At 69.6% G+C, this 22024-nt stretch carries 20 protein-coding genes; 8 read left to right on the top strand and 12 right to left on the bottom strand.

The features are described from left to right. The 6 genes from LZ198_RS31670 to LZ198_RS31645 all read right to left on the bottom strand — a co-directional run. Positions 1-126 (bottom strand): GTP-binding protein (locus tag LZ198_RS31670; protein ID WP_229908275.1); only part of this gene is annotated, 126 nt, incomplete at its 3' end. 142 nt (positions 127-268) lie between these two features. After that, the gene (gene fusA / locus LZ198_RS31665) at positions 269-2347 is read right to left on the bottom strand and encodes an elongation factor G (RefSeq protein WP_253975850.1); all 2079 of its coding nucleotides are present in this window, start codon (positions 2345-2347) and stop codon (positions 269-271) included. A gap of 144 nt (positions 2348-2491) precedes the next feature. Continuing rightward, positions 2492-2962, bottom strand: a complete 471-nt coding sequence (gene rpsG / locus LZ198_RS31660) for a 30S ribosomal protein S7 (protein ID WP_015350189.1) — start codon at positions 2960-2962, stop codon at positions 2492-2494. A 142-nt stretch (positions 2963-3104) separates the two neighbouring features. After that, a complete protein-coding gene (gene rpsL / locus LZ198_RS31655; protein ID WP_043408969.1) occupies positions 3105-3476 on the bottom strand; it encodes a 30S ribosomal protein S12 in 372 nt (123 codons plus the stop codon). A 213-nt stretch (positions 3477-3689) separates the two neighbouring features. Continuing rightward, positions 3690-4184, bottom strand: a complete 495-nt coding sequence (gene rimI, locus LZ198_RS31650) for a ribosomal protein S18-alanine N-acetyltransferase (RefSeq protein ID WP_253975849.1) — start codon at positions 4182-4184, stop codon at positions 3690-3692. Continuing rightward, entirely contained in the window at positions 4181-4879 is a 699-nt protein-coding gene (locus LZ198_RS31645; RefSeq protein ID WP_253975848.1) for a hypothetical protein, read from the bottom strand. The genes rimI and LZ198_RS31645 overlap by 4 nt, the downstream gene beginning before the upstream one ends. A 112-nt stretch (positions 4880-4991) precedes the next feature. Here LZ198_RS31645 and LZ198_RS31640 point away from each other — a divergent pair, with 112 nt between their 5' ends. From LZ198_RS31640 to LZ198_RS31615, 6 genes are all read left to right on the top strand, one after another. Continuing rightward, a complete protein-coding gene (locus LZ198_RS31640) occupies positions 4992-5996 on the top strand; it encodes a DnaJ C-terminal domain-containing protein (protein ID WP_253975847.1) in 1005 nt (334 codons plus the stop codon). A gap of 89 nt (positions 5997-6085) precedes the next feature. After that, positions 6086-6814, top strand: coding sequence for a HEAT repeat domain-containing protein (locus LZ198_RS31635; protein WP_253975846.1), 729 nt, complete (start codon positions 6086-6088; stop codon positions 6812-6814). 96 nt (positions 6815-6910) lie between these two features. Beyond that, complete coding sequence (locus LZ198_RS31630; RefSeq protein ID WP_253975845.1) at positions 6911-8602, top strand: ATP-binding protein; 1692 nt, start codon at positions 6911-6913, stop codon at positions 8600-8602. Positions 8603-8683: 81 nt separating this feature from the next. Next, complete coding sequence (argS, locus tag LZ198_RS31625) at positions 8684-10405, top strand: arginine--tRNA ligase (RefSeq protein ID WP_253975844.1); 1722 nt, start codon at positions 8684-8686, stop codon at positions 10403-10405. Positions 10406-10419: 14 nt separating this feature from the next. Beyond that, positions 10420-12972 (top strand): 1-acyl-sn-glycerol-3-phosphate acyltransferase, encoded by a 2553-nt coding sequence (locus LZ198_RS31620; protein WP_253975843.1) that lies wholly within the window; start codon positions 10420-10422, stop codon positions 12970-12972. Positions 12973-13051: 79 nt separating this feature from the next. Beyond that, positions 13052-13561 carry a DUF6265 family protein gene (locus LZ198_RS31615; RefSeq protein WP_253975842.1) on the top strand — a complete coding sequence of 170 codons (510 nt, stop codon included), beginning with the start codon at positions 13052-13054 and terminating at the stop codon, positions 13559-13561. Positions 13562-13570: 9 nt separating this feature from the next. On the opposite strand, the gene LZ198_RS31610 is transcribed toward LZ198_RS31615, so the two are convergent. The 3 genes from LZ198_RS31610 to LZ198_RS31600 are packed head-to-tail and all read right to left on the bottom strand — an operon-like array spanning position 13571 to position 16593. Next, positions 13571-14041 carry an Ig-like domain-containing protein gene (locus LZ198_RS31610; protein ID WP_253975841.1) on the bottom strand — a complete coding sequence of 157 codons (471 nt, stop codon included), beginning with the start codon at positions 14039-14041 and terminating at the stop codon, positions 13571-13573. After that, a complete protein-coding gene (locus LZ198_RS31605; protein ID WP_253975840.1) occupies positions 14041-15225 on the bottom strand; it encodes a cytochrome c3 family protein in 1185 nt (394 codons plus the stop codon). The genes LZ198_RS31610 and LZ198_RS31605 overlap by 1 nt, the downstream gene beginning before the upstream one ends. Further along, a complete protein-coding gene (locus tag LZ198_RS31600) occupies positions 15226-16593 on the bottom strand; it encodes a hypothetical protein (protein ID WP_253975839.1) in 1368 nt (455 codons plus the stop codon). It abuts the gene before it with no gap. Between the two features lie 143 nt (positions 16594-16736). On the opposite strand from LZ198_RS31600, the gene LZ198_RS31595 reads away from it, so the two are divergent. Beyond that, on the top strand, positions 16737-17936 hold the full coding sequence (locus LZ198_RS31595) for a CPBP family glutamic-type intramembrane protease (RefSeq protein ID WP_253975838.1): 1200 nt from the start codon (positions 16737-16739) through the stop codon (positions 17934-17936). Between the two features lie 21 nt (positions 17937-17957). Here LZ198_RS31595 and LZ198_RS31590 read toward each other — a convergent pair whose 3' ends face one another. The 3 genes from LZ198_RS31590 to LZ198_RS31580 all read right to left on the bottom strand — a co-directional run bounded on the left by LZ198_RS31590 (position 17958) and on the right by LZ198_RS31580 (position 20770). Continuing rightward, complete coding sequence (locus tag LZ198_RS31590; RefSeq protein WP_253975837.1) at positions 17958-18173, bottom strand: DUF5818 domain-containing protein; 216 nt, start codon at positions 18171-18173, stop codon at positions 17958-17960. Then, positions 18170-19975 (bottom strand): S8 family serine peptidase, encoded by a 1806-nt coding sequence (locus LZ198_RS31585; protein ID WP_253975836.1) that lies wholly within the window; start codon positions 19973-19975, stop codon positions 18170-18172. Before LZ198_RS31585 ends, LZ198_RS31590 begins: the two co-directional genes overlap by 4 nt. 162 nt (positions 19976-20137) lie before the next feature. After that, a complete protein-coding gene (locus LZ198_RS31580) occupies positions 20138-20770 on the bottom strand; it encodes a serine aminopeptidase domain-containing protein (protein ID WP_253975835.1) in 633 nt (210 codons plus the stop codon). Positions 20771-21049: 279 nt separating this feature from the next. Between LZ198_RS31580 and LZ198_RS31575 the strand changes: the two genes are divergently transcribed. Next, positions 21050-21997 carry a hypothetical protein gene (locus LZ198_RS31575; RefSeq protein WP_253975834.1) on the top strand — a complete coding sequence of 316 codons (948 nt, stop codon included), beginning with the start codon at positions 21050-21052 and terminating at the stop codon, positions 21995-21997. Positions 21998-22024 lie beyond the last annotated feature (27 nt).

The following is a 22024-nucleotide window of genomic DNA, read 5'->3' as shown; positions in this document are numbered from 1 at the left end:
GGCGCCGCCCGTCTTCGCCAGCACCTTCGTGATGGCCGCCGTCAGCGACGTCTTGCCGTGGTCCACGTGTCCGATCGTGCCGATGTTCACGTGGGGCTTGTTACGCTCGAACTTCTCCTTGGCCATGGCCTCTCCTCACCAGGGACAGCCGGTCCGAAGTCCCGGCGCGTCTCGAATCCCAGAAATCCAACTACGAAAGTGCTGCGTCCTGCTCCAAACCCGCCACAACGTCAACAGAAATCGCCTGCCCACCCGCCCGCCGGTCGCGTCAGTACCGGTTGAGCGCCGTCTTCGGCGCCGGGGCGTAGTGGCTGAACTGCATGGTGTACGTCGCCCTTCCCTGGCTGCGGCTGCGCAGGTCCGTGGAGTACCCGAACATGGCCGCCAGGGGCACCTGTGCCTGGATGGCCTGCAGGCGGCCCGGGCGCGGCGTCATGCCCAGCACCTTGCCGCGGCGGCCGTTCAGGTCACCGATCACATCGCCCATGAAGTCCTCGGGCGTGACGATCTCGCAACTCATGATGGGCTCGAGCAACACCGGTGAGGCGGCGCGCACCGCGTCCTTGAACGCCAGGGAGCCGGCGATCTTGAACGCCATCTCGCTGGAGTCCACGTCGTGCATGGAGCCGTCGTAGGCCTCCACCTTCACGTCCACCATGGGGTAGCCGGCCACCGGGCCGTTCTGCATCGCTTCGGCCACGCCGTCGCGCACCGCGTCCACGAACTCCTTGGACACGGCGCCCCCCGTCACCTTGCTCTCGAAGGCGAAGCCCTTGCCGGCCTCGTTCGGCATCACCCGCAGCCAGATGTGGCCGTACTGGCCCTTGCCACCCGTCTGGCGGATGTACTTGCCCTCCGCCTCCATCTGCGTGGTGATGGTCTCGCGGTAGGCCACCTGCGGCTTGCCGATGTTCGCGTCGACCTTGAACTCGCGCAGCAGGCGGTCGACGATGATGTCCAGGTGCAGCTCGCCCATGCCGGCGATGATGGTCTGCCCCGTCTCCTCGTTCGTCTTCACGCGGAACGACGGGTCCTCCATCGCCAGGCGCTGCAGGGACTGGATGATCTTGTCCTGGTCCGCCGTCGACTTCGGCTCGATGGCGATGTCGATGACCGGCTCGGGGAACTCCATCCGCTCGAGGATGATGGGCTGCTTGTCATCGCACAGCGTGTCGCCCGTGGTCGCCAGCTTCAGGCCCACCACCGCGCAGATGTCGCCGGCGTAGCACTCGGTGAGTTCCTCCTTCTTGTCCGCGCGCATCTGGACCAGGCGGCTGACCCGCTCGCGCTTGCCCTTGATGGAGTTCCACACCGCCGTGCCGGCCTCCAGCTTGCCGGAGTACACGCGCAGGAACGTCAGCGTCTGGGACTGGAACGCCGGGTCGTTCATGATCTTGAACGCCAGCGCGCTGAAGGGCGCGTCGTCGCGAGTCTCTCGCACCGTGTCCTCGCCCTTGGGCGTCTTGCCGTGCACCGGCGGGATGTCCAGCGGGCTGGGCAGGTAGTCGACGACGGCGTCCAGGAGCGGCTGCACGCCCTTGTGGCGGAACGCCGAGCCGCAGAACACCGGGAACAGCTTCAGCCCCACGCAGCCCTTGCGGATGGCCTGGCGGACCTCCGCCTCCGTCAGCTCCTGCCCCTCCAGGAACTTCTCCGTCAGCGCGTCGTCCTGCTCCGCCGCGGCCTCCAGCAGCTCCGCGCGCGCGGCCTCCGCCGCGTCCTTGAACTCCTCCGGAATCTCCACGACCTCGTAGCGGCTGCCCTGCTCCGAGTCCTGGAACACCAGGGCCTTCATCGTCACCAGGTCGATGACGCCACGGTGCTTGTCCTCCGAGCCCAGCGGCAACTGCATGCGCACCGCGCGCGCGCCGAGCTTCTCCTTGATGGTGCCCACGGACATCTCGAAGTCCGCGCCCACCCGGTCCATCTTGTTGATGAAGCAGATGCGGGGGACCTTGTAGCGGTCCGCCTGGCGCCACACCGTCTCCGACTGGGGCTCCACGCCGTTGACCGCGTCGAACACGGTGACGGCGCCGTCGAGCACGCGCAGCGAGCGCTCCACCTCAATGGTGAAGTCCACGTGTCCCGGCGTGTCGATGAGGTTGACGCGGTAGCGCTGATCGCCCCGGTTCCAGAAGGCGGTGATCGCGGCGGACGTGATCGTGATGCCGCGCTCGCGCTCCTGGACCATCCAGTCGGTGGTGGTGTTGCCCTCATGCACCTCGCCCATCCGGTGGATGGCGCCGGTGTAGAACAGGATGCGCTCGGTGGTCGTCGTCTTCCCGGCATCGATGTGCGCCATGATGCCGATGTTGCGGTAGCGCTCCAGGGGATGCTCGCGAGCCATTGCCTCGTTACCTCATGAGGGCGGTCAGGCTACGGGAGCCCCTTCACCTTGCCACCCGGACGATTTCAGAGAACCTGCTTCACCTAAAGAAACCGCCCGGATGCACCTTCTGCATCCGGGCGGCAACCGCGAGACCCCGAGGGCCTACCAGCGGTAGTGAGCGAAGGCCTTGTTGGCCTCCGCCATCTTGTGCGTGTCTTCACGCTTCTTCACCGCGTTGCCGCGGTTGTTGGCGGCGTCCATGATCTCGCCGGCCAGCTTCTCCTGCATGGTCTTCTCGCCACGGGCCTTGGAGTACTGGATGATCCAGCGCATGCCGAGGGCGACGCGGCGGTCCTGGCGGACCTCGACCGGGACCTGGTAGGTGGCGCCACCGACGCGGCGGCTCTTCACCTCGAGCACCGGCTTGACGTTGTCCAGGGCCTTCTTGAAGGTCTTGAGGGGGTCTTCCTTCGCGCGCTCCTCGATGAGGGCGAAGGCACCGTAGCAAACGCCCTCGGCGATGGACTTCTTGCCCTTCCGCATGAGGTCGTTGACGAACTTGGTGACGAGCCGGTCCTGGAACTTCGGATCCGGAAGAATCTTGCGCTTGGCGACTACGCGACGACGAGGCATCTCTTCTCTCTTCCCTTACGCCCCACTCTCCTTGGAGAGCACTACCGCGGGGGCTTCAAGTACCGCTAGGAGGAACTGCGAGGGACGCTCCCCAGGGTGTGGGGCTCAACGTCCGGAACACGAAACGGAGGTGGTCTACGGCTCAGCTCGGACGCTTGGCGCCGTACTTGGAGCGGCTCTGCTTGCGGCCCGCCACGCCGACGGAGTCGAGCGTTCCACGGACGATGTGGTAGCGCACGCCCGGGAGGTCCTTCACACGACCGCCGCGGATCATCACCACCGAGTGCTCCTGGAGGTTGTGGCCCACGCCGGGGATGTAGGACGTCACCTCGATCCCGTTCGTCAGACGCACGCGGGCCACCTTGCGGAGGGCCGAGTTCGGCTTCTTGGGGGTCGTGGTGTACACGCGGGTGCAGACGCCGCGCTTCTGGGGGCACTCCTTGAGCGCGGGGCTCTTGCCCTTGATGTTCAGCTTCTCGCGGCCCTTGCGGACCAGCTGGCTAATGGTCGGCACTGATACCTCTTCTTCGGGGTTGGCCGCCGCCAGTCACACGAGGCGGCGCATATCTACCTACAGGACTACTGAAAAGGGCCGCGAGTATAGGGACCGACCCCACCGTGTCAAGCACGGCATGACTCCTGCCTGGAACAGGCCAGCAGTCGCGAGGTCATTCCCGATATCCGACAACCCGGAGTACGACGGGTCGCTCCTCTACTCCGCGTGCACTCAGAAGTCGAGGACCATCACCACCGCGTCCTCCCCCTCGTCCACGTAGTAGTTCGGGCGGATGCCCACGGCCCGGAACCCCAGGGAGCGGTAGAGCTGGAGCGCCGCCTCGTTGCTGCGGCGGACCTCCAGCGTGGCCAGGCTGCAGCGCCGGGCCTTGCCGCGATCGAGCACCTCGTCCATGACCGCCCGCGCGACGCCCCGTCGCCGGTGCTGGGGCGCGGTGGCCACGTTGAGCACGTGGACCTCGTCGTGGACGATCCAGAAGATGGCCAGGCCCAGCAGCAGCGGGCCCGCGTCCGGCTGGGGCTCCTCCACCAGGAGGATGGTGGACCACTCGTGCTCGAGCTCGCGGCGCAGCAGCTCCGGGGACCAGGGGTTCTTGAAGGCGGCCTTCTCCAGGGCCATCACCGCCGTCAGGTCGTCCTCGGTCATCTTCCGGATGGAGAAGCCGTGTCCGACCCGGGCATCCCCCTCCTCCCGCATCCGCCTCATCGCCTCGCCTCCCGTGCGAACGGCGCCACGCGGCGCACCTGGGCCGAAGCCCTCACCTGGGCCAGCTCCTCCACCGCCAACACCGCGTACCGCTCCCTGAAGAGCTTGTCCCGGATGACGTCGCGCACCGTCTCATAGTCCGCCGGGTACTCCGTCGCGTGCTGCTCGAAGTAGCGGCGGATCTCCGTCTCGCCCACCTGCGCCCGCAGGCGGATCCGGCTGTCCAGCACCCGCTCCGCCCGCAGCCCCCGCGCCAGCACGGCCCGCAGGCCGTCCAGGTCCACGTCGTTGCGCGTCAGGAACCGCGCCAGGGCCGCCTCGCCGCCGATCTTGAGACGGAACGCCTCCAGCCGGGCCTCGACCTCCGCCGGCTCGGCCGGGAAGGCCTGGAGCCGGTCGGCATTCAGCACCTGGACCCGCTGGCTGATGATGAACTCCAGGGCGCCCCGCAGGGTCTCGTCATCGAGGGGGGCCTCCAGGGCCTGGACGCCGCCCCGCTGGACGAGGGCCACCCGGGCCTCGAACTCCAACTCGCTCAGGGAGAGCACACGCCCCTCGATGATGGCGACCACCCGGTCCACCACCCTCCCCTGGGCGTCCGGAGGGGGCTCGGCCGTCCCCCCGGCGACGGGTAGGAGCAGGAGCCAACCCGCCAGCCACCAGCTCCCCGCTCGCGCTCGGCGCGGCACTGCCATGGCCTCCCTCATCTTTCGGCGACTTTATACATCCCAGGCCTGCCAGCCAGTCCTTGCTGGCGCCCTCCATGCGACTGGTTACTTTCAGTCACGTACATCCTGGCGGGAGCCCATGGCGGACGACTACTACAAGATCCTCGGCGTGGACCGGGCGGCCTCCGCGGACGCCATCAAGAAGGCGTACCGGAAGCTCGCGCGCCAGTACCACCCCGACGTCAACCCGGGCAACAAGGCGTCCGAGGAGAAGTTCAAGCAGGTCGGCACCGCCTTCGAGGTGCTGTCGGATCCGAAGAAGCGCAAGCTCTACGACGAGTTCGGCGAGGACGCGGAGAAGATCGGCTACGACGAGAAGAAAGCCGAGGCCTACCGCCAGTACCGGGCCGCGGCGTCCCGTGGCGGCGCGGGCGGGATTCCCTATGGTGGGGAGGACTTCGACCTCGGGGACCTCTTCAGCGACCTGTTCGGACGCCGGGGGGGCGGCGGAGGCGGGGGCGGCTTCGACGTCAACGAGGTCTTCTCCGGCCGGCGGCGGCGCCCGGCGGGGCCCGAGCGCGGCGAGGACCTGACCACCCAGGTGCGCGTGTCCCTGGCGGAGGCCGTCACCGGCGCCGAGCGTACGCTCGCGGTGACGCGGCCCGGTCCCGACGGCCAGGGGTCCGGGGAGACGGTGCGCCTGACGGTGAAGATCCCCGCGGGCGTCCACACCGGCTCCAAGGTCCGGCTGGCCGGCCAGGGCGCCCCGGGCCTCCGAGGGGGGCCCGCGGGCGACCTCTACATCGAGACCGAGGTGGCCGAGCACCCCCTCGTCCGTCGGGAGGGAGACGACCTGCACGTGGACCTCCCGGTGACGGTCTCCGAGGCGATGCTGGGTTCGGAGGTGCGCGTCCCCACCTTCCAGGGAGAGGTGACCGTGAAGGTCCCCCCCGGTTCCCAGTCCGGTCGACAGATGCGCCTGAAGGGCCGGGGCGTCCCGTCCCTCAAGGGGGGCGCGGCGGGCGACCTGTACCTCCACCTCCAGGTCAAGGTCCCCGAGAACGCCACCCCCGAAGCCCGCGAGGCCGCGGAGACACTCTCCAAGGCCTACCGCGAAGACGTGCGTCGCGAGCTGACCCTCTGACACCTTTGCCTCTTGTCCTGGGCGCCGCCCCGTCATAGACGGCGCTCTCCTCCCTTCACGTCGTCGCAGGAAACGGAGCACACGCGCACATGGGCCTCTTCGACATCTTCACGGGCGGCTCGGGCCCCGAGAAAGCCCTCAAGCTCAAGCCGAAGGTCACCCAGAAGTACGGTGACCCGAACACGCGACAGAAGGCCATCCAGCAGCTCGGCGAGATGAAGTTCCCCGAGGCCGTCTCCGTGCTGCTCGCCCGCTTCACCATCACCGTGGACCCGCTCACCACGGACGCGGACGAGAAGGAGCACACCTTCGAGCTCATCAAGAGCTTCGGCAAGGACGCCGTCCCGCCCATCACCGAGTTCCTCACCAAGACGGAGCAGGCCACCTCCTGGGCGCTGCGCCTGCTGGGCGAGCTGCTCACCGAGGACGAGGTCACCGGCGCCTGCGTGAACGCGCTCCAGCACCTGTCCGCCACGTACACGAAGAACCCGGAGAAGAAGGTCGTCCTGCTCCACCACGTCACCGGCCGGCAGGACGCGCGCATCGCCCCCGTGGTGCTGCCCTTCCTCGAGGACATGTCGGACGACGTGAAGATCGCCGCCCTCAAGGCGCTCGCCTCCTTCAAGTACGAGCCGGCCCGCGAGCCCATGCTCAAGCTGCTCACCGCCGAGGAGACCGCCCGCCGCGTGCAGACGTCCGCGCTGGCCGCCCTGGCCGACGCGGGATTCACCGTCGGTGCGTCCCGCGCGAAAGTCGAGCCACTCCTGGTGGAGCCGTTCGCCCTGGACAAGGAAGGTCACGTCCAGCGCCGCGCCTGAGCGAGCTGTCTGCCAGGCGACACGGGTACTGTCCTCCGGAAGGCCCTGCGTACCAGGGCCGTTTCATCGCGCGTGGGACAGCGGCAGGATTCACGTGTGCGCTCGCGAAAGAAAGGGGCCCTGGCCGAGGTCGTGCCACTGCGCCCCACCACCCCGAAGAAGCCCGCCCGTCGAGCGGCGAAGCCGGCCCCGCCGGTGGACGCCGAAGCCACCGCCCGCGCCCTCCTGGAGATGGCGCGGCACCTGACGGACAACGCCGGTCCCACCGAGGCCCTGCGCTCGCATCTGCAGACGCTCCACGCGCTGCTCAAACCCAAGGTCTGTTACGTGGCGCGCTACTTCCCCTCCCGGGAACAGCTCCACGTCGAGCACGTGCGCGGGCGCTATGACAGCCGCGTCGTCGCGGCCGTGCCGGGCGAGGGCGTGGTGGGCCGGGCCTTCTCCGAGAAGAAGCTGCTGCGCGACGAGGACACCGTCGCCGTGCCGCTGGAGGGCCCCCACGGCGTCACCGGCGTGCTCGTGGTGCTGGGCGCGCGGCGCGTGGCGTCGGACCTCGTGCTCCAGTCGCTGACCGCCCAGTTGGCCGCCGCGTACGAGGTGGCCCGGCTGCGTGACGACAGCGCCCGGCGCAACAAGGACCTGCAGACGGCCATCGCCGGACTCAAGAGCCTGGAGCAGAACCGCGAGGAGCTGCTCGGCAACGTCTCGCACGACCTGAAGAACCCGCTGACCACCATCAAGTCCTACCTGGCGATGATGGGGCGCGAGAAGCTGGGCCCCCTCACCGACTCGCAGCGCCGCGCGGTGCAGATCTGCGACCGCAACTCGGACCGCATGCTGCGCATGGTGAACGACCTGCTGCTCATGTCCCGGCTCCAGTCCGGGAAGATGCAGCTCAACCAGCGCCCCTTCGGCCTCAAGGCCGTGGCCGAGGAGGTGGTGCGCACGCTCGGCGCGCTCGCCGAGCACTGCAAGGTGAAGGTCGTGATTCCGCCCTGCTCCGAGGTCTTCGTGCGGGGAGACCGGGAGCGCATCGCCGAGGCCATCCACAACCTCATCGAGAACGGCATCCACCACAGCGAGGCGGAGGACACCATCGAGGTCCGCGTCTCCGCGGACGACGCGCTCGCGACACTCACGGTGAAGGATTCCGGCCCGGGCCTGTCCGCCGACGCGCTGGAGCACGTCTTCGACGCCTTCTACCGGGTGCAGCCGGGGGTCCCCCGACCGCCCGGCGCGGGGCTGGGCCTGCCGCTGGTGGGGAAGATCGTCGCCCTGCACGGGGGCCGCGTGGAGGCCACCAGCGTGCTCGGTGAGGGGAGCACCTTCCAGATGGTGCTGCCCATGTTCGCCGGGGCGGTGGCCACGCCGGACCTCAACCAGGCGGCGCCCAAGGCGGGCGGCATCCTGCTCGTCGAGGACGACGCGGACTGCCGCGAGGTGCTCCAGCAGGTCTTGGAGCAGGAGGGCTACCGGGTGATGGCCACCTCGGGGGCCTCCGAGGCGCGCTCCATCCTGTCCCACATCCGGCCGGCCATGGTGCTGCTGGACCTGCGGCTGAGCGAGGAGGATGGCCAGTCCGTGCTGCGCTACATCCGCGGCAACGAGTCGCTGGCGGACATCGTCGTGTACATCATCTCGGGAGCCAGCGAGGTGGCCTCGCTCACCTCGGGGCAGGGGCTGGAGCGCATCGACGGCTTCTTCGAGAAGCCGCTCCAGTTGCCCAAGCTGCTGGACACGGTGGCGGCGGTGGTGCGGCCCAGCCGCCGGGCCCCGGCCGTCCCCTGACGGGTCGGGGGTGAATGGACCGCGGAACCAACAAGAGGTGGCCGGAAGCCACCTCGCCTTGGCTAGTATCCGCGCGTTCCCATGAGCACTTCCGTCTACTCCCGTTATCGAGCCGCCTTCGCCCAGGCCATCGCCAGCGCGCTGGGCATGCAGGCCTCCGAAATCGAACCCCAGGTCAAGCCCGCAGAGCCGGCGCACGGCGACCTGAGCTTCGTCACCTTCCCGCTCGCCAAGGCCCAGAAGAAGGCCCCGCCCGCCATCGCCGCGGCCCTGGCGCAGACCGTCACGGTCCCCGGCCTGGAGGTCAAGGCCGTGGGCCCCTACTTGAACGCCCGCTTCGCCACCCTGCCCTTCACCGCGGAGGTCATCGACACCGCGCGCGCGGCGGGGCCGACCTACGGCGGTGACGCCGACGCGGGGCGCGGCAAGACGGTGACCATCGACTACTCGTCGCCCAACATCGCCAAGCCCATCGGCTTCCACCACATCCGCACCACGTTCCTCGGCCACTGCATCGCCAACATCTACCGGGCGCTGGGCTGGAAGGTGGAGGGCATCAACTACCTGGGTGACTGGGGCAAGCAGTTCGGCCTCGTCGCGGTGGGCTTCCAGGAGTACGGCGACCCGGCCCGCATCGACGACATGGGCCACCTGGTCGAGGTCTACGTGCGCGCCAACAAGCGCGCCGAGGCGGAGCCGGAGTTCGACGCCCGCGCCCGCGAGTTCTTCCGCCGCATGGAGGCCGGCGACGCCGAGGCCCTCGGGCTGTGGAACCAGTTCCGCGAGACGAGCATCCGCGGCTTCAAGCAGGTCTACCAGCGGATGGGCATCGAGTTCGAGCACATCGACGGCGAGAGCCTCTACCAGGGGAAGATGGACGCGGTCATCGACCAGATCGCCAAGAAGCCCGGCGTGAAGGAGTCGCAGGGCGCGCTCATCGTCGACCTGCCCTATGCGGAGAACGAGCCGCCCATCCTCCTGAAGAAGAACGACGGCAGCACGCTCTACGCCACGCGCGACCTGGCCGCCGCCGAGGACCGCTACGCGCGCTTCCACTTCGACAAGTCGCTCTACGTCGTCGCGCAGGACCAGGCCCTGCACTTCCGCCAGGTGTTCCGCACCCTGACGGAGATGGGCCAGCCCTGGGCGGACCGCTGCGTGCACGTGGCCTTCGGCCGCATCCACGGCATGAGCACCCGCAAGGGCCAGGTGGTGCAGCTCAACCAGGTGCTCGACGAGGCCAAGGAGCGCGCCTCCGTCAAGGTGAAGGAGAACCAGGAGGCGGGCCGGCTCCAGTCGAACGACCCCGACCTGCTCGCCGAGCAGATCGGCCTGGGCGCCATCGCCTTCGGCGACCTGAAGCACAAGCGCGCCAGCGACTACACCTTCGACTGGGACGAGGTCCTCAGCTTCGAGGGCCACACGGGCCCCTACCTCCAATACGCCCACGCGCGCGTGGTCAACGTGCTGCGCAAGGGCGGCGGTGCGCCGGCCACCTACGATGCGAGCCTGCTGACGCTGCCGGAGGAGCAGGCCCTCGTGCGTGAAATCATGCGCCTGCCCGTGGTGGTGCGCGAGGCCGCCGAGCAGTACGAGCCGAGCCTCGTGGCCCACCTGCTGCTGGACGTGGCCGCCGCGCTGAGCCGCTACTACACGCTGGGCAACCAGGAGCGCGACAAGCGCATCCTCGTCGAGAACGATGACGCGCTGCGTTCTGCACGACTCGCCCTCACGGACGCGGCCCGGGTTACTCTCGCGGCGGGACTGACACTGCTGGGCATTCCCACGCCCGAGAACATGTAGCCCCGGGGGCTGCCTTGGAAACCGCGTTGTCTTCGTCTGCGAATCAGGGAGAGTCCTTGCTGAAGGCCGAGTTCGGCCCCATGGGCCGGGCGCTGGGTGCCCGGTACCTGGAGGGGGTGCACTTCCCTCCAGAGGCCGAGGACGAGCTGCGCTCCCTGCACGCCAAGGGCTTCGTGGTGCACGTCATGCGCACCACCGCCTGGGTGAACTTCCTCTATCTGACCTGGGCGATGGTGCGTCGCTCGCTGCCTCCCGTGCGCGCGGTGGTGAACCTGCGGCCGTGGTTCACCAAGCCATGGCGGCAGACGAAGCAGGCCGGCTCGTTCGTCGAGCGCTTCGAGTACGCGCGGCAGCACGGCGGCAGCGGGCTGGTGTTCCTGCGCCGCACGGCGCTGATGCACGCCGCTGGCAAGGAGACACGCGAGGACCCCTTCCCCGCCCTGGTGGAGATGGCTCGCAAGTCGGACCGGCCGGTGTACCTGGTGCCGGAGCTGTTCGTCTGGGAGAAGCGCAGCGCGCGGCTCAAGCCCAACTGGGTGGACATCGTGTTCGGCAGCCCCGAGGCCCCGGGCTTCCTGCACTCCATGCTGGCCTTCTTCCGCAACTACAAGCGCGCCCAGTTCCGCGTGGGCGAGCCCATCGACCTGCGGGACTTCGTCAACCAGAACCCGAAGGACTCCGACGAGGTCCTGGCCCGCAAGGTGCGCAGCTCGCTGCACGTGCACCTGGCGAGGGAGACGCGCGCGGTGTTCGGCCCGCCGGCCAAGCCCGCCGAGCGCATCATCGACGAGACGCTCCGCGACCGCGCGCTGCGCAAGGTGGTGGACGAGGTCGCCGCCGAGTCGGGCCGCAAGCAGGAGAGCGTGCTGCGCGAGGCCCGCCGCAACCTGGAGGCCATCGCCGCCAAGCCCAGCCCCACGGCGCTGGCGTTCGCGTCGCCGGTGCTGGAGTGGGTGTTCAACCGCATCTACGACGGCATGCACGTGGACGAGGCCGGCCTGCACCGCGCGCTGAAGGCCGCGGGCCGCGCGCCCATCGTCCTGTGCCCCAGCCACAAGAGCCACATCGACTACCTGGTGATGAGCTGGGTGCTGTGGAACCGCGGCTACGCGGTGCCGCTGGTGGCCGCCGGCGCCAACCTGAGCTTCTTCCCGCTGGGCAGCTTCTTCCGCCGCTGCGGCGCCTTCTTCCTGCGCCGCTCCTTCAAGGGCGACAAGGTCTACGCCGCGTCCTTCAAGGCCTATGTCCGCAAGCTGGTGCATGACGGCATCCACCAGGAGTTCTTCCCGGAGGGTGGCCGCTCGCGCACCGGCAAGCTGCTGACGCCCAAGCTGGGCATGTTCACGTGGCAGGTGGAGTCCGTGCTCGAGGGCGCGCGCAACGACCTGCTCTTCGTCCCGGTGGCCATCGACTACGAGAAGGTCGTGGAGTCGGGCAGCTACTCGAAGGAGCTGGCGGGCGGGGAGAAGAAGCCGGAGGACCTCAAGGCCCTCCTGTCCGCGCCCAAGGTGCTCGCGGCGCGCTACGGCCGCATCCACCTGGGCTTCGACGAGCCGATCTCACTCCTCGAGTTCATGAAGGAGCGCGGCCTCGACCCGGAGCAGCCGGTCAGCGACGAGCAGAAGAAGAGCCTGGTGCGGGCGCTGGGCAACCGCGTCATGTACGGCATCAGCAAGGTGTCCACCGTGACGCCGCACGCGCTGGTGAGCACGTCGCTCCTGGCGCACCGTCGCCGAGGCCTGACGCAGCGGGAGCTGGCGGACCGCATCAACATCCTGCGCAGCATCGCGCGGGAGGACGGCGCCCCGCAGTCGCGCGAGCTGGCCAACGCGCCCAGCAACCCGGAGACGATGGGCCCCATCCAGGACGCGATGCGCACCTTCATCGACGACGAGATGGTGCGCACGCAGGAGGCCCGCGGCGACGTCATCTACCAGGTGGAGGACACCCGCCGCCCGGAGATGTCCTTCTACAAGAACACGCTGATGAACCTGGTGGCCGCGCGCAGCCTCGTCGCCAACGCGGTGCTGGCGGCCGGCTCGCCCGCGCCCTACGACGACGTGAAGTCCCGCGCGCTGTCCCTGTCTCGCCTCTTCAAGGTGGAGTTCATCTACCGGGTCAACACCACCTTCGACACCATCTTCGCGGAGACGGTGGAGCGGCTGGTGCGCATGGGCCTCCTCCTCCACGAGGGCGAGGCGCTGCGCGTCGCGCCGGAGCCGCACGCACGCCCGGAGCTGGAGTTCCTCGCGGACCTGCTGCGCGACTACCTGGAGCCGTACCTGCTGGCCACGATGACGCTCAACGACGTGGCCTCCGGCGTCGTCGAGGACCGGAAGGGCTTCAGCCGCCTGGCGATGGAGACGGGCCGCGCGGAGTACCACGCCGGCCGTATCACCGCCTCCGAGTCCCTGGCGAAGGTGACGTTGGAGAACGCCATCTCCTACCTCATCGACCAGAAGCAGCTCGTCGAAGAGGACAAGAAGCTCAAGCTGGGCCCGCAGGCCGCGGACGCAGAGGTCCGCAAGCAGTTGGCCGACAGCATCCGCGAGTACCTGCGGCGCTGAACCCCGCCTCACGCGCCCCGGCCCGCCCCGTCTTCAAGGGCGGTGCGGCCGGCGCGCGAGCCATGTGAGGATGGCGGGCATGTACCGACGCCTACCCATCCTCTCGCTCCTGTCCCTGTCTCTGTGTGGCGCCGCCCTCCCCGGCTGCAAGTCCACGCCCACCACGCCCGACGACGTCTCCACCAATGCCTGCGGCCGCTCCGTCGCGGACCTCGCCTGGTTGTCCGGGGACTGGGTCCAGCGGACCGTGGTGAGCACCACCGAGGAGCACTGGTCGAGCGAGGCGGGCAACTCCCTGCTGGGCACCAGCCGCGTCATCACCCGGGGCAAGGCGGTGTTCTTCGAGTACATGCGCATCGAAGGCCGCGACGACGGGCTCTACTACGTGGCCCAGCCCATGGGGCGGGCCCCCACCGACTTCAAGCTGGTGCGGTGCTCGGGGCGCGAGGCCCTCTTCGAGAACCCGGGCCACGACTTCCCCCAGCGCATCCTCTACCGCCGCGAGTCCGGTGGCCGGCTCGTCGCCCGCATCGAGGGCGACAAGGACGGCAAGGTCGTGGCCGAGGACTTCGACTTCACGCGCGACTGACCCCGCGGCTCACTGCGCCGTGCGGAAGACGACGCGCACCTCGGCGGCCAGGGGGTTGCCCTCGTAGTCCGTGAGCGCGTCGCGCAGCACCAGCGTGTACTGGCTGTTGGGCAGGAACGCGCTGCCCTCGGCCGGCACCGCCTCCACCGTGTACGGCACGTCGCCGCGCTCCACGTGCTCGTCCACCTCCGGCACCGGGGGCGCGGTGATGGTCAGCGGCACCTCGTCCCGCCCGGAGAACACGGCGATGCCGGCGCGCAGCGTGCGCACGTCCATCGCCTCCGAGAAGGTGATGCGCAACGTCCCGGTGACGGACAGCGTGCCGTTCGCCCCCGGATCCGTGGACACCACGTCCGGTGGATCCGTATCCCGCGCCGGGTAGAGCGCGTCTCCGGGCTCCAGGCACCCCGAGAACGTGGACACCACCAGGGCCAGCCCCAGGGCGCGCGGGAGGGCGCGGCGGCCTCGTGAAGCGCGCATCACTTGCACCCCTTCGCCGCCAGGCTGTCCGACGAGTGGCACTTGAGGCAGGCCCGGTCGTTCGCCGACGCCAGCTTCTTGCAGGACTGGGCGAAGCCCGCGGGGTGCGGGTTGATCTGCCGCCGCGACGACAGCTCCGAGTGGCACGACATGCACGACTCCTCGCGGTGGCAGGAGATGCAGCTTCCCAGGTCGCGCGACGCCGCGATGCCGTGGTGCTGCGGGCCGAGGATCTCCACCCAGGCCGCGTAGTCCGGGTGCACCTTCTGGTTGCGGGCGCGCAGCGTGCGGTCCGCGTCCATGCCCACGCCCACGCGCTCGTGGCAGGCGGCGCAGAACGACTGGGCGCGGTGGCAGCTCTCGCAGCGGGGAGTGCCCGCGCGGGCCTGCACCGGGTGCAGCGTGATGTAGTCGTTGGGGTGGATGGACAGCGGCTTCTGCATGCCGTCATGGCACGTCTGGCAGTAGCTCTCGCTGTGGCACTGCAGGCACGTCATCCGGTCCGACTTGGCGCGGGTGGCGTGGTTGAACTCGAAGCGCGGCCCGTGGTCCATGCCCAGCGGGTTGCCCTGCATGGGACGCAGCAGGCCGGAGTCGAAGGCGATGCGGATACGGCCAGAGGGCTCCGTCGGGTGGCACGTCGCGCAGGTGTTGGAGGCCACGGTGCCGTCGTGACACTTGAAGCACGTGGCCATCTTCGGGAGCTGGTTGCGCGTGGCGAGCTTCACGTCGGTCATCTCGCCGTGGCACACCGAGCACTCCACCTTCTTGTCCACGTGCTGCTGGTGGCTGAACTTCAGGTTGGCGGCGGGCATGTTCAGCTTCGCCGGCTCCTTGCGCACCGTGGGGTCGAAGCCCGGGTGGCAGGTGTTGCAGGCGGACGGAGGATCCGTGGGCTTGCCCTTCCGCCCCGCCTCGATGTCGTGACAGGTCTCGCACTCCTCGTGGCCGGGGAGGTTGAGGTCCTTGACCGACTGGCTCTTGCGGGCCGCATCGTGGCACGACGCGCAGTCCGCGCCCGCCTCCAGGTGCTGGGCGTGGTCGAAGCGCAGCGGGACGTGCTGCGCCGGGTACACGGCGAGGCTGCGCTCCCGGGCCGTGGCGGCCCAGGCGACACCGGCGCCCGCGACGAGGGCGACTGCCGCCAGGGTGAGCAGCGCGTGACGGTTCTGGCGGGGAAGCATCTACAGGCTCGCCTTCAGGTCGAAGAGCAGGAAGCCCTTCGTGTCCGAGTCGGTGAAGGGGTTGATGTTCTGTTCCACCACGAGCGACAGCCGCGCCGCCCGGGTCAGCGCGCGGCTGGCCCACACCTGCGCGCCGTAGAAGTTGCCCGTCAGCCGCGGGTTGAAGCTGTCGGACACACGCGCGAACGACACACGCGCGTCCAGCGTGAGCAGCGCGCGGTCGAAGGTGTAGCCCCCCGACAGGTCCGCCCAGAGCTGGTCGCCGCCGTAGCCCGTCTGGTACGTCACGTCGAGCGAGGAGCGGAAGGCCCCGGCTCGGTACGCGCCACCCGCCGAGCCTCCCACGTTGGTCGACTTGGGCGCGCCCTCCGCGTCCACCTGCGCGGCGATACCCATGTCTGGGTTGACGTCCTCGTTGTACTTGCTCCCCTGGCCCTGCACGTAGAAGCGCATGAGCCCCACCGGGAACACGTCCACGCGCAGCCGCGCCTCGTCGCGAGGCGCCCACGCGAAGTAGTACCAGATGGAGTCCGCGGACAGGACCGGCGACAGCCGCATGGCCTCCACCGACACCGCGACACGCGTCGCGTCCCACCGCACCTGGGCACGCGCCTGCGCGGGCTTGCCCAGCAGCAGGTCGTAGTCCAGGCCGGCCAGCACGTTCAGGCCCAGCCCCTGCCCGTAGCGCGCCTCCACCGTGGCGCGCTCGATGTCCGTCTTCCCGTCCGACAGCGCCTTGCGGTAGCCGGCGGACGCGTTGAAGCCCTTCACGTTCTCGAGGAGGAGCTTGGCGCCCACCAGCGGCTCCATCGCGTCGAGCGACGGATCCGCGCCGACGACACCCGCGTCGAGCCTGCGCGAGTCGCTCTCCCGCGTCCCGTCCGGCTGATACACCGACGAGCCGAGGAAGCCCGCGCCCTTCACCCACAGGCCGCCGTACAGCTCGGCGCCCAGGCCCAGGCGGCTCACGTAGCGCACGCGAGCCCCGTCGAAGGCGAGGGTGTCACCGACGTCGGTGTAGAGCTGGCGGCCCAGCCGCCCCTCGAAGCCGCCGTTCGCGTAGCGCACGAAGGCGTGCAGGAGCTCCGCGTCCTCGGACTTGAGCCCGTCCACGCGCGCGGCGTCACCCTTCGGCAGACCGAAGTCCGCCCAGATGCGCATGTTGGACTCGAAGCCCAGGTCCTGCCCCGTGGCGAGCTCGAAGGCGTTCAGCCCCAGGTATTGGACGATGCGCCGCCGAGGCAACAGCACCGGATCGTCCGGCGTGCTGCCACGCCATGCACGAATCTGGTACGCCTGCGCCTCGGTGCGCGCCTCTATCTGGAACGCGGATGCATGGGACGCTGCACCTCCCAGACTGGTCCCCAAGACACAGAGTGCCCCCAGGGGTCGGAAGGTCTTCCACCACGTCCGCCGCACAGCTCGAGCCAGGATGAAGGACGTCAAGGTGTGGACATTATAGGTACCAACAGTCCGGGTAGTTCAGGATTTCGCGTCAAGGAGACGACAAAGTGGAAGATTCCTCCGCCAGCGGCCCTCCTCCTTCGGAGCCGCCAGGCCCCTCCGAGCCACCTCCCGGCCCCGAGCCGATGAGCCCCCGGGCCATGGCGCTGGGAGGCGGCGCGCTCGCGCTGGCGCTCTTCCTGGTGGTGGGCGGGTCGGTCCAGTTGCTCAACGCGGCGTTCGGCATCTGGTTCACCGAGCTGTTCATCTTCCTGGCCCTGGCCTGGCTGTTGCCGCGCATCGGGCGGTGGAAGCCGGCGCTCTACATGGGCCTCAAGCCGGTGCCCGCGGAGGCCACCGCGCTCGGGTTCTTCCTGGGCGTGGCCAACTTCATCGCGTTGGTGGTGCCCATCCAGTTCGTGGCCCAGCGCCTCGCGCCCGAGTCGCTGCGGGAGATGTTCGACGGCGCGCGCCTCTTCGAGCGTCAGACGCCGCTGGAGCTGGGCATCATCCTCGCGGGCGTGACGGTGGCGGCCCCCATCTGCGAGGAGCTGTTCTTCCGGGGCATCTTCCAACGGGGTCTCACGCCCCCCGCGCCCCACTCCCCGATGCGCGCCCTGGTGTTCTCGGCCGTGGTCTTCAGCGCCTTCCACCTGGACCCGGTGGGCTTCACCGCGCGCGTGGAGCTGGGGCTGCTCTTCGGCTGGCTCTACCTGCGCACCGGCTCCGTGTGGCCGGGCATCGCGGCGCACGCGGCCAACAACCTCGTGTCGTCCGTGCTGTTCCTCGCGGCCAAGGCCATGGGCACCGAGGCGGGAGACGCGGACGCGGACACCAACCCCCTCTTCGTCCTCGGGCTGTCGGTGGTGGGCTGCGTGGCGATGCTCGGCCTCTTCGCCTACGCCCGACACTCGCGGGTCCTGGACTCGACCCCGGGCCGGGCCAGCGACGAGGAGGCGCGGGAGACCGGACGCGTGCCCTCGGTGGCGACGTTGCTGCTGCCCTGGGTGGTGACGGCGACGGTGTCGCTGGGGCTGCTGGTCGCCGTGGATCGGCGCGGCATCGCCCTGAACCTCTTCGACACCTTCAATCCCCTGCCCGCCCTCAAGGACGACGCGCCCTCCGCGCTCCAGGCGGAGCGCAAGGCGCTCGATGAGCTGAGGGCCTCCGCGCGCCGGGGACAGGCGTCCATGGAGACGTACCAGGAGGAGCGCCTCCGGCAGGCGCGGGACCACCTGAAGGCCGGCGGCACGCGCGCCCCGCCCTGAGCGAGGCGCGCCCGCGTCGCCTCAGACGAAGCGGTACGAGCTGACGTGGAACACCGGGCCCACCATCGCGCTGGTGAGCTGGTCCCGGTCCACGCGGCCCTCGGCCTCGATGCGCTGGCCGTCCTTCTTGATTTTGCGGTCCCCGCCCGCGAGCTGGTACGTGGTGCCGTCGTCTCCCTCCAGCACCCAGACGCCCGTCTCGACGTCGCGGAAGCTCACGCGCCCGGACAGCTTCATGGCGTCTCCTGCTTGAGCATGGCGCGCGCCACGACGAGGCAGATGACGGTGTTGAAGCCCAGCCACGGCTTGGCCAGGATGGCCAGGGGCAGCCACGCCAGCGCGGGCGCGCCGGCCCAGGCCGAATACGCCAGGAAGCCCGCGAAGCCCAACGCCAGGCCGCCCACCGCCGAGCGCATCCCCTTCCAGGGGATGGCGGGCAGCGACAGGATGACGGGGATGAGCGCGCTGTAGAAGAGCGGGTTCACCGTCTTGCCACGCCCGAAGATGATGCGCTCCCAGTCCGGGATCGGCAGCGAGGCCATGTCCACCACGTCGCCGGCCACTCCGGACGTGCCCACGAACCACGTGCGCACGAAGTAGAACCCGACGGTGGACAGCAGCAGCGGGACGAAGAACGAGGGGCTCAACAGCGCGTTGAGGTAGCCCGGGCGCTCCTTCCCGCGCAGCGTCAGGAGCACGAACGCCAGGAGGCCCAGCGCCCAGTACAGCGGCGGCCACTGCGCGGAGCTGCCGCCCAGCGCCGCGAGCGACGCCTCCGCGTTGAGCAGGCCATGGCCGTACTGCTCGCTCCACGCCTGGTCACCGACCTTGCGCGCGCCGGCGAACAGCGCCTTCTCCACCTCGTCCGGGCCCTTGGCGCCAGCGGCATAGAGCATCGCGGCGACGGCGGCCACGTGCGGCGTGGCCATGCTCGTGCCCTGGTAGGAGGCGTAGACGGAGCGCGAGGGGTCCCGCGGGTCGATGGTGTTCTGGAGGATGCCGCCCTCGTCGCCCCGGCGCTTGTCGCCACCCGGCGCGGCGATGTCCAGCTCCTTGCCATAGGACGAGTACGGCGCGAGCGAACCGTCCGGCCCCACCGCGGAGACCGCCACCGCGCCCGGGTAGGCCGCGGGGAACTCCACGTGCGCGCGGCCCCCGTTGCCGGCCGCCGCGACGACGGTGACGCCCTTCTTGCGCGCGTACTCCACGGCGGAGGCCATCACCTGCGAGTACCCACCACCGCCCAGCGACATGTTGATGACGTTGGCGCCATGGTCCGCCGCGAAGCGGATGGCGTCCGCGATGTCCGCCGTGGTGCCGCTGCCGAAGTGGTTGAGCACCTTGATCGGCATCAGCGTCGCCTCGAAGGCCACGCCCGCCACGCCCTCGCCGTTGTTGGTGGCCTGGGCGATGGTGCCCGCCACGTGCGTGCCGTGGCCGTGGTCGTCGTTGGCGTGCTCGTCGTCGTTGACGAAGTCGTAGCCCTTCACGAACCGGGCGCCCTTCAGGTCCGGCACCTGCTTGAAGTCGTCGTGGTCCTCGTACGCGATGCCGGTGTCCAGCACCGCCACCACCACGCCCTTGCCCCGGTTGCGCTCCCAGGCCTTGGGCATGTCGATCATCTTCAGGTTCCACTGCTGCGCGTACGCCGGATCATTCGGCACGTAGCTGGCGTGGACCTGCATCAGCGGCTCGGCGGACTCGACGTCCGGGTTCTCGCGGATGCGCGCGAGCACGCCGTCCACGTCGTCCACGCCCACCGCGATGGTGATGGCCTCCTCGGCGCTCTCCACCGAGTTCAGCTCCAGGTCCACCCCCCACCCGCGCTCCCACTCGTCGAACTGGGCCTTGGTGGTGCCGTCCTTGAAGTCGACGACGATGGCGCCGGGGACCACGTCCTCTTCGGACAGGTCCGCGAGGGAGGTCGGCGCGCGCGACGGAGGCGCTTCCCGGGGGCCCGTCTCGTCACTGCAACCGGGGACCACCGACAGGCTCAGGGCCAGGGCCGCGCCCCCCACAGTCCATCGCAGCATCCGCATCGGGTTACTCCTTGAGGAACGAGGCACGCTTCCGGAAGACCCCTACGAACGAACGACGAAACGATTGGGTCTGCACTTGCAGTCTGTACGCCCACTCTCCCCCCGTGCAAGCCCCGAAGCCTGAAGAAACGTGAAGAAGTCCGGTGGGTTGAACGGCATCGGTCATCCGCCGGAGAGCCGACGGAGCCAGGCGGACACGGCCCGCCCCACGTGCGGCAGGTTCCGGTGGAAGGACGGCCCGGCGTCGTCCACGACCTCGAAGTCCCCCCCGGCCCGCGCCACGGCGTCCGCCACGGCCGCCCGGGGAAGCCGCCCGTCCTCCTCCCCCTGCACCACCAGCAGCGGACAGGGAACGCGCGCGAGGATTGCGGGGTCGATGTCCGCGGGCGCCACCAGACACACACCGCCCACCAGGGGCGTGCGGGCCTGGAGGGCGAGCGCCACCTGGGCGCCGCCATGCAACGCCGCCACCGCCACCGCCGGGGAGCCCGCGTTCTCCAGGAGCACCTGGAGGGCCGCCTCCGCATCCTCGAGCAGCGCCAGGTCCTTGCCCCGTTGCCCCTGGCTGGCGCCGACGCCCCGGTGGTTGAAGCGCAGCGTCGGGAAGCCCGCGTGCGCCGCCGCCCAGGCCAGCTCCGCGGCCAGCACGTGATCCATGCCCCCGCCCTCGTCCGGACGCGGAGGGATGATGAGCAGCGGAGGTGAGTGCTTGCCGCGATGCGCCGTCGCCTCCATCACCTCCGCGCCCACCGGCACCAGCGTGGAGCGCTCCAGGAACTGACCCTTCTGGACCATGTCCCCACCTTACGCAGGCTCGCGTCGAGCCGCGACCCTCGTAATCACACGGCTTTGACGCACCCGACCTCCAAGGTCGCCGACGCGTGGAATCCCCCGCTCTCCCTCTCCCCTCGGAGTACGACGCGGCAGGTCATCTCGGACAGTCCTTGACACGGCGCGTCGGTTTTCAGGGGTTGGGGCGAATTACAGCGTTTGTGCGCAACTTCGGACGGACTCCTGGGACAATGGGGCAAGGACTTTTTCTTCCCCCGATTTTCGTCCGCAGGAGCCCCCTTCATGAGCACCATCGAGCGCGGCCGCAGCCTTCCCCAGGTGGGTACGAGCACCCGCAACACCGTCGCCCGGACCGCGGAGACGAACGCGGTCGCGACGCCCGCGGTGCAGCCCACGGCCGCGCGGCCGGGCGCAGTGGTGGACGGCTTCGACGCCGGCGCGACGAAGGCCAAGGCCGCGGTCTCCGGCGTCTTCACGGCGCCCGCGGGCTCCAAGGACAAGGTCTACGACGGCAAGCTGGTGGGCGCCAACGGCCAGACGTTCCAGCCCGGCACGCCGCTGAGCGACATCCCCGCCGTCATGCCGCGCAACAACCCGAACCCGACGGGCACCGTCATCTACACGAACGGCATCCGCACGGAGAAGGACAAGCAGGCCGCGGAGCTCCAGCGCATCGCGGACACGACGGGCATGCGCGCCATCGGCGTCCACAACGCCACCGAGGGCACCGTCTCCGACCTGCTCCAGTGCGTGAAGGACAAGCTGGACAAGGGCACCAACCCCGCCGTGGACACGCTGGCGGACACCATCTACTCGGAGCTGAAGGCGGGCCGCGACGTCCACCTCTTCGGCCACAGCCAGGGCGGCCTCATCACCTCGCGCGCGCTCAACGACGTGGCGCGCCGGCTGCGCATCGAGGATGGGTTGTCCAAGTCCGACGTGGAGAAGACGATGAGCCGCCTGAAGGTGGAGACCTTCGGCGCCGCCGCCGCCACGTACCCGGACGGCCCCCAGTACGTGCACTACATCAACAACCGCGACCCGGTCCCCACGATCTTCGGCCTGGGCAGCAAGGGCTGGACGCCGGGCGACCTGCTGCGCCACGCTGGCAAGGGCGCCCAGGTGCACTACTTCTCCCAGGACACCATCTTCTCGGGCGCCCACTCGCTGTCGGACACGTACCTGAAGCACCGCGTGCCGTTCGAGCAGGCCCGCGCCGGCCAGTTCTGATGTCCCTCTCGCCAGTCGTGGTATTCA

Source organism: Myxococcus dinghuensis (assembly GCF_024198235.1).
GTDB classification, from domain to species: domain Bacteria; phylum Myxococcota; class Myxococcia; order Myxococcales; family Myxococcaceae; genus Myxococcus; species Myxococcus dinghuensis.
This window is presented reverse-complemented; position numbering and strand designations above follow the sequence as displayed.

Bases quoted from the DNA above. Each gene is read 5' to 3' on its own strand.
- fusA (WP_253975850.1), bottom strand. From the start codon at position 2,347: ATGGCTCGCGAGCATCCCCTGGAGCGCTACCGCAACATCGGCATCATG.
- rpsG (WP_015350189.1), bottom strand. From the start codon at position 2,962: ATGCCTCGTCGTCGCGTAGTCGCCAAGCGCAAGATTCTTCCGGATCCG.
- rimI (WP_253975849.1), bottom strand. From the start codon at position 4,184: ATGAGGCGGATGCGGGAGGAGGGGGATGCCCGGGTCGGACACGGCTTC.
- LZ198_RS31645 (WP_253975848.1), bottom strand. From the start codon at position 4,879: ATGGCAGTGCCGCGCCGAGCGCGAGCGGGGAGCTGGTGGCTGGCGGGT.
- LZ198_RS31640 (WP_253975847.1), top strand. From the start codon at position 4,992: ATGGCGGACGACTACTACAAGATCCTCGGCGTGGACCGGGCGGCCTCC.
- LZ198_RS31635 (WP_253975846.1), top strand. From the start codon at position 6,086: ATGGGCCTCTTCGACATCTTCACGGGCGGCTCGGGCCCCGAGAAAGCC.
- argS (WP_253975844.1), top strand. From the start codon at position 8,684: ATGAGCACTTCCGTCTACTCCCGTTATCGAGCCGCCTTCGCCCAGGCC.
- LZ198_RS31615 (WP_253975842.1), top strand. From the start codon at position 13,052: ATGTACCGACGCCTACCCATCCTCTCGCTCCTGTCCCTGTCTCTGTGT.
- LZ198_RS31610 (WP_253975841.1), bottom strand. From the start codon at position 14,041: ATGCGCGCTTCACGAGGCCGCCGCGCCCTCCCGCGCGCCCTGGGGCTG.
- LZ198_RS31605 (WP_253975840.1), bottom strand. From the start codon at position 15,225: ATGCTTCCCCGCCAGAACCGTCACGCGCTGCTCACCCTGGCGGCAGTC.
- LZ198_RS31590 (WP_253975837.1), bottom strand. From the start codon at position 18,173: ATGAAGCTGTCCGGGCGCGTGAGCTTCCGCGACGTCGAGACGGGCGTC.
- LZ198_RS31585 (WP_253975836.1), bottom strand. From the start codon at position 19,975: ATGCGGATGCTGCGATGGACTGTGGGGGGCGCGGCCCTGGCCCTGAGC.
- LZ198_RS31580 (WP_253975835.1), bottom strand. From the start codon at position 20,770: ATGGTCCAGAAGGGTCAGTTCCTGGAGCGCTCCACGCTGGTGCCGGTG.
- LZ198_RS31575 (WP_253975834.1), top strand. From the start codon at position 21,050: ATGAGCACCATCGAGCGCGGCCGCAGCCTTCCCCAGGTGGGTACGAGC.